We start from the raw sequence: 5,983 nt of genomic DNA, 5'->3' as shown, positions 1-5,983 counted from the left end.
GAGCGTCAGCCATCAGCCGTCAGCCGTCAGCCGTCAGCCGCGAACTGTGAACTGTGAACTGTCACAGTGCACTGTCAGCACAGCACGTTGAGCGCACCCGGCTGCACCCTCGCCGTGACGGGAAGCGTGGCGTCCACCTCGCCGTCCGCCCCGTACGGGATGGCCCGGTCGGCCTCGATGCGGACCTCCTTGCCCTGGAGGATCTCCACCTCGGGGCGCTTCAGATGCTCGCCGGTCTTCAGCTCGTTCATCATCGCGAAGAACAGCCGCTTGGGAGCGTGCCGGATCACGACGACGTCCAGCAGTCCGTCGTCGAGCCGGGCACCGGGGGCGATCTTGCGGCCGAAGCCGTAGAAACCGGAGTTGGCCGCCACCACGGTGTAGCCGCGCCGCTCGTGCAGCACCCCGTCCACCGTGATGCGGTAGTTCACGGGCCGCCAGGTCACGACGGCCCGCAGACCACCGGAGTAGTACGAGGCCGCGCCCCGCAGCAGCCGGGAGGTGTTGGCGTACCGGTTGGCCACGGCGTCGACACCGGCGTACACGCTGCCCAGCACGGACGTGCCGGCGTGGACGGCCGATTCGACCCCGATGGTGTCGACCGCCCGGGGCGAGCCGTGGAGCAGCAGCTCCGCCAGGGCCGGCGCGTCGGTCGGGAGCCCCAGCGCACGGGCGAAGTCGTTACCCCGTCCCGCCGGGACGAGGCCGAACACGGTGTCCGTGCCGCTGAGAGCCCCGCCGACACCGCCGGCTATCCCGTCGCCGCCGACGGCGAGCACGACGTGCCCTCGTTCGCCGGCCTGCCGCGCCACCTCCTGGGCGTGCTCCAGGCTGCGGCTGTACTGGGTGTCGAGCTGCGCCCCGGCCTCCCGCAGGAGCCGGGCCAGCGGGAGCAGGGCCGCCGTACCGCTGGACCCGCCCGCGGTGGGGTTGACGACGGCGGTGAACTGTCGCATGGATGCGCCTCCGGAAGGCAGGGGGCCGGTTCAGCGGACGGGGATGAGCACGCCGGGGTTGAGGATCCCGGCCGGGTCGAGCTCGGCCTTGACGGCCTGCAGGATTCGGACGCCGACCGGGCCGATCTCCTGGGTGAACCAGTCGCGGTGGTCGGTCCCGACGCCGTGATGATGGCTGATGGTGCCGCCCGCCGCCAGGATCGCGTCGTTGGCGGCCCGCTTCGCGGGCGCCCAGTGGGCGACCGGGTCGTCCCCCTGAGCCGAGACGACGGTGAAGTACAGCGACGCGCCGTTCTCGTACACATGGGATATGTGACACATCACCAGCGGCGGTGTACCCGCGTCGGTGAGGGTCGTGGTGAGCGCCTGGCGTACCGCGTCGTACAGGCCCGGCAGTGCGGACCAGAACCCGGCGGTCTCCAGGGTCTCGGCGAAGGCGCCGGCGTCGAGGAGCGCGTCGCGCAGATACGGGGCGTTGTAGCGGCCGTGCGCCCAGCGGTCCCCCGGCTCCTCGCCGACGAACTCGCCGCCGCAGGCAAGGAGCACCTCACGGGCGCGGGCGCGCCGGTCCGCGGTGTCCTCGGCGGTGCCCTCGTATCCGGCGATCGCCATGCACCCGGCGGCCTGGGGGGCGTCCGAGCTGCCGATCTTGTCGGGCTGGGCCAGGCCGATGAACGTCTCGGTCTCGTCCGACAGGCGCAGCACGGTCGGCCGCGGGCCGTCCTGGGCGAGTGTGCGCAGTGCCGCCGCGCCCGCCTCGAAGGAGGAGAAGCGCCAGCCCTCGTAGATCCGGGTCCCGGGGAGCGGGCGGATCCGGACGGTCACCGAGGTGATCACGCCCAGCGCGCCCTCGGAGCCGAGGACCAGCTGGCGCAGGTCCGGGCCGGCCGCCGAGCGGGGCGCGCGGCCCAGCTCCAGGGTGCCCTCGGGGGTGGCGACGGTGAGGCCCAGCACCATCTCGTCGAAGCGGCCGTAGCCGGCGGAGGCCTGGCCGCTGGAGCGGGCCGCGGCGAAGCCGCCGATCGAGGCCCATTCGTACGACTGCGGGAAGTGACCGAGCGTGAAGCCCTGTTCGTTGAGCAGCGCCTCGCAGTGCGGAGCGCGCAGCCCGGGCTGGATCGTGGCGGTGCGGGAGACCTCGTCGAGGGTCAGCAGGCTGTCGAGGCGGCGCAGGTCCAGCGCGATGAAGCTCCGCTTCCCCTCGGGGGCCAGGCCGCCGACGACGGAGGTGCCGCCGCCGAACGGCACGGCGGCCAGGCCGTGTTCGACACAGACCCGCAGGACGGCGAGCACCTCGTCGTGGCTGCCCGGGAGCACGACGGCCGCCGGTATGTCGTCGACCTCTCCGGCGCGGATGCGCAGCAGGTCGGGGGTGGACTTGCCGCGGGTGTGCCGGATCCGCGTCTCCGCGTCGGTGCGTACGTACACCCGGTCGCCGACGCGTTCGGTCAGCGCCTGGCGGGCCGCATCGGTCAGCGCGGCGTCGGGGACGGCGATATCGCCGAGCTCGGCCGGACCGGTCTCGAGCGGTGTGACGCCGAGCAGGTCGCGCAGCAGGCCGATCACCGTGTCGGGCAGCGGGGCCGCCTTGGCCGGGTCGCCCCAGCCGCTCCACAACATGTCCACTTGGTCTGTTCCTCACCGTCGGTTCGCGGGGCGTTGTGCCGCGCGGCCTGCACTGGCATTACACTGTGACAGATGACGCCCATTCGTCACAACCATGCGGACTCGGATTCCGTGCTCGACGCAGCACGTGACTGCGTTCTGGCCGTCGGCGTACGCCGGACCACGCTGACCGATGTGGCCCGGCGGGCCGGTGTGTCACGTATGACGTTGTACCGCCGCTGGCCGGACGTACGGAGCCTGGTCGGCGATCTGATGACCAGGGAGTGGATCGCTCTCGCCATCGGCACCATGCCCGCCGTCGTGCCCGGCGCCCCCACCCGGGCGCGGCTGGTCGACGGACTGGTCGACGGAGTCGCGGCCTTCCGCGCCCACCCGCTCTTCCACAAGATCCTCGACGTCGACCCCGAGCTGCTGCTGCCCTATGTGCTCGACCGCCGGGGCGCCAGCCAGGACGCCCTGCTGGGGCTCATCACCGGCGCACTGAAGGAGGGGCACGCCGACGGTTCCGTCCGTGCGGCGCACCCCGACCGCCAGGCCCGCGCCCTGCTGCTCGTCGTGCAGTCCTTCACGCTCTCGCTGCGCACGATGACCGAACCGGACGACCCCGAGCTCACCGACGCGGCCTTCCTCGAAGAGCTGCGGACCCTTCTGGAGAGGACCCTTACGCCATGAGCAGCCCGAGTCCCGCCTCTTCGCTCAACGCGGCACGCCGCGCTCAGGAGCTCGCCGAACTCGCCGACGGCACCGGGGTCGACGTGCTCGTCGTCGGTCTCGGCGCGACCGGCGCCGGAGCCGCCCTGGATGCCGCCTCGCGCGGTCTCACCGTCGCCGCGATCGACGCCCACGACCTCGCGTTCGGTACGTCCCGGTGGAGCTCCAAGCTCATCCACGGCGGGCTGCGCTACCTCGCCACCGGGCAGCTGGACGTCGCCCACGAGAGCGCCGTCGAGCGCGGTGTGCTCATGGAGCGCACCGCTCCGCACCTGGTGCGCGCCCAGCCGTTCGTCCTGCCGCTCACCCCGCTGGTCTCCCGCTCCCAGGCCGCGCTGGCCTGGGCGGGCTTCCGGGCCGGAGACCTGCTGCGGGTCTCCGCCCGCACATCACGCGCCACACTGCCCGCGCCCCGCGCCCTGTCGGCGGTGGAGACCCGGCACATGGCGCCCGCGCTGCGGCCGACCGGGCTGCGCGGCGGGCTGCTGTCCTGGGACGGCCAGCTCACCGACGACGCCCGTCTCGTCACCGCCGTGGCCCGCACCGCCGGCGCGCACGGCGCGCGGATCCTCACCCACGTCCGCGCCCTCTCCCTCAGCGGCTCGGGCGCCCGGGTCCGCGACGAGCTCAGCGGCGAGGAGCTGGACATCCGGGCGCGTGCCGTCGTCAACGCCACCGGTGTCTGGGCGGGCGGGCTGGTGGACGACATCAGGCTCCGGCCGTCCCGGGGCACGCACCTCGTGCTGCGTTCCGAGGCCCTCGGGGGTCTCTCGGCGGGCATGCACATTCCCATTCCGGGGGAGACCAACCGGTTCGTCCTGGTCCTGCCGCAGGGCGACGGGCGGGTGTACGTGGGACTGACCGACGAGCCGGTCGAGGGCCCGGTGCCGGACGTCCCCGAGGTGCCCGAGACGGACATCGGCTTCCTCCTCGACGTCCTGGGCTCCGCGCTCGACGTCTCGGTGAGCCGGGACGACGTCGTGGGGGCGTTCGCCGGACTGCGGCCGCTCCTGGACACCTCCGGCGCGGCGGGCTCCGGCCGCACCGCGGACATCTCCCGCAAGCACGCCGTGCTGACCTCGCCCGACGGGGTCGTCACCATCGTCGGCGGGAAGCTCACCACCTACCGCCGGATGGCGCAGGACGCCGTCGACGCCGCCGTCAGCGCGCGCGGCCTGACCGCCGGCCGGTGCAGGACGGCGGCGATCCCGCTGGTCGGCGCCGCCCGGCCGAGCGCGCTCGCGACACTGGACGCGCCGCGGCGCCTGGTCCGCCGGTACGGCGCCGAGGCCCCGGCCGTCCACGCGCTCGGTCTCGCCGACCCGGACCTGGCCCGTCCCGTCGTCCCCGGCCACCCGGTCACGGGCGCGGAACTGCTGTGGGCCGTACGTCACGAGGGAGCCCTCGACGAGTCGGACGTCCTCGACCGGCGCACCCGCATCGGTCTCGTCCCGCACGACCGCAAGGCGGCGGCCGCCGCGGCCCGCGAGGCCCTGGCGCACGGCTCCTGACGGATCAGCCGATGGCGGTGTCCGCCGCCCTGCGCCCCCACCAGGTCCCCGCGAGCACCAGCGCCGCGCCCGTCATCCCGACGGCGCCCAGGTGCTCGTGACCGATGGCGATGCCCGCTGCCGCGGCCCACAGCGGTTCGGTGCCCAACAGCAGGCTGACCCGGGACGGGGAGGTGCGGCGGACCGCCCACATCCGGACGAAGAACGCAAGCAGTGTGCAGAAGCCGGAGAGGAAGAGCAGCCCGGCCCACTCGCGCGGGGCGAGAACGGGTACGGGTGCGGCGATCGAGGACATGGGCCCTGGTCTCCAACGACTCCGGCGGTGTGGAGACTTCGGCGGCTCGCACCCGGAGCGATCACCGTACCCGGGACGATCTCACTCGGCGAGCTCGAATGCGCCGTACTCGGGGCGGCCCGCGTTCCGGTACGTGTGGATGGCGACGCCCTTGCCCGTGGTCGTGGCGGCGGTCAGCTCGAACCGGGTGGGCCGGGCGCCGTCCGTGAACAGACGCAGGCCCGTGCCGAGCACCACGGGGAAGACCAGCAGGTGCAGTTCGTCGATCAGGTCGGCGGCCATCAGGGACCGGGCGAGCGCGCCGCTGCCGTGGATCTGGAGCTCGCCGTCGCTCTGCTGCTCCTTGAGCCGGGCGACCTCCGCGGCGACATCGCCGGAGATGATCGTGGAGTTGTGCCACTCGGCCTTCTCCAGGGTCGTGGAGACCACGTACTTGGGGAGGGAGTTGAGGCGGGAGGCGATCGGGTCGCTCTCGTCGGTCACCTTCGGCCAGGCGCCCGCGAAGATGTCGTACGTACGCCGGCCGAGGAGGAAGGCTCCGGCGCGGTCGAAGACACCGGTGACGAAGGCCCCGAAGTCGTCGTCCGCGAAGGGGTAGGACCAGCCGCCGTGCTCGAAGCCGCCGCGGGTGTCCTCGTTCGGGCCCCCGGGGGCCTGGTACACGCCGTCCAGTGTCAGGAACTGGGTCAGGGTGAGCTGTGCCATGGCGGAAACCTTTCGCGGAGCCTTTGGCGGATGCCTTTCGCGGAACCTTTCCCGGATGCCTGTCCGGATCCCACAAGCTCCGACTCCGCTCCCGCCCGGAACTCATCGCGGTGTCCGGTCGCCGCCCGGTTCACGGTCGACGGCGGCCACGCGGCCCGGGCATGCGCGCGGGGCGCACC

At 73.2% G+C, this 5,983-nt stretch carries 5 protein-coding genes and 1 pseudogene; 2 read left to right on the top strand and 4 right to left on the bottom strand.

Annotated features, from left to right (window positions below; all coding sequences use genetic code 11):
• Window positions 1-74: 74 nt before the first annotated feature.
• Window positions 75-956, bottom strand: a complete 882-nt coding sequence (locus ACWGI8_RS37595) for a YegS/Rv2252/BmrU family lipid kinase (RefSeq protein WP_453667928.1) — start codon at window positions 954-956, stop codon at window positions 75-77.
• A gap of 30 nt (window positions 957-986) precedes the next feature.
• On the bottom strand, window positions 987-2,582 hold the full coding sequence (locus tag ACWGI8_RS37590) for an FAD-binding oxidoreductase (protein WP_453667927.1): 1,596 nt from the start codon (window positions 2,580-2,582) through the stop codon (window positions 987-989).
• A 72-nt stretch (window positions 2,583-2,654) separates the two neighbouring features.
• On the opposite strand from ACWGI8_RS37590, the gene ACWGI8_RS37585 reads away from it, so the two are divergent.
• Both ACWGI8_RS37585 and ACWGI8_RS37580 read left to right on the top strand, forming a co-directional pair.
• A complete protein-coding gene (locus ACWGI8_RS37585) occupies window positions 2,655-3,254 on the top strand; it encodes a TetR/AcrR family transcriptional regulator (protein WP_453667926.1) in 600 nt (199 codons plus the stop codon).
• On the top strand, window positions 3,251-4,804 hold the full coding sequence (locus ACWGI8_RS37580) for a glycerol-3-phosphate dehydrogenase/oxidase (protein ID WP_453667925.1): 1,554 nt from the start codon (window positions 3,251-3,253) through the stop codon (window positions 4,802-4,804). The genes ACWGI8_RS37585 and ACWGI8_RS37580 overlap by 4 nt, the downstream gene beginning before the upstream one ends.
• Before the next feature lie 4 nt (window positions 4,805-4,808).
• Here ACWGI8_RS37580 and ACWGI8_RS37575 read toward each other — a convergent pair.
• A pseudogene (locus tag ACWGI8_RS37575) lies at window positions 4,809-5,066 on the bottom strand (EamA family transporter); the annotation flags it as partial.
• Window positions 5,067-5,180: 114 nt separating this feature from the next.
• Window positions 5,181-5,804, bottom strand: a complete 624-nt coding sequence (locus ACWGI8_RS37570) for a dihydrofolate reductase family protein (protein WP_453667924.1) — start codon at window positions 5,802-5,804, stop codon at window positions 5,181-5,183.
• Window positions 5,805-5,983: the final 179 nt, after the last annotated feature.

This window comes from Streptomyces sp. NPDC054841 (assembly GCF_053611045.1).
Note: the sequence above shows the minus strand (reverse complement) of the source record. Positions and strands in the feature narration are given on the sequence as shown.

Excerpts from the sequence above, each read along its gene's own strand:
- ACWGI8_RS37595 (WP_453667928.1), bottom strand. The coding sequence starts at position 956 with ATGCGACAGTTCACCGCCGTCGTCAACCCCACCGCGGGCGGGTCCAGC.
- ACWGI8_RS37585 (WP_453667926.1), top strand. The coding sequence starts at position 2,655 with ATGACGCCCATTCGTCACAACCATGCGGACTCGGATTCCGTGCTCGAC.
- ACWGI8_RS37580 (WP_453667925.1), top strand. The coding sequence starts at position 3,251 with ATGAGCAGCCCGAGTCCCGCCTCTTCGCTCAACGCGGCACGCCGCGCT.
- ACWGI8_RS37570 (WP_453667924.1), bottom strand. The coding sequence starts at position 5,804 with ATGGCACAGCTCACCCTGACCCAGTTCCTGACACTGGACGGCGTGTAC.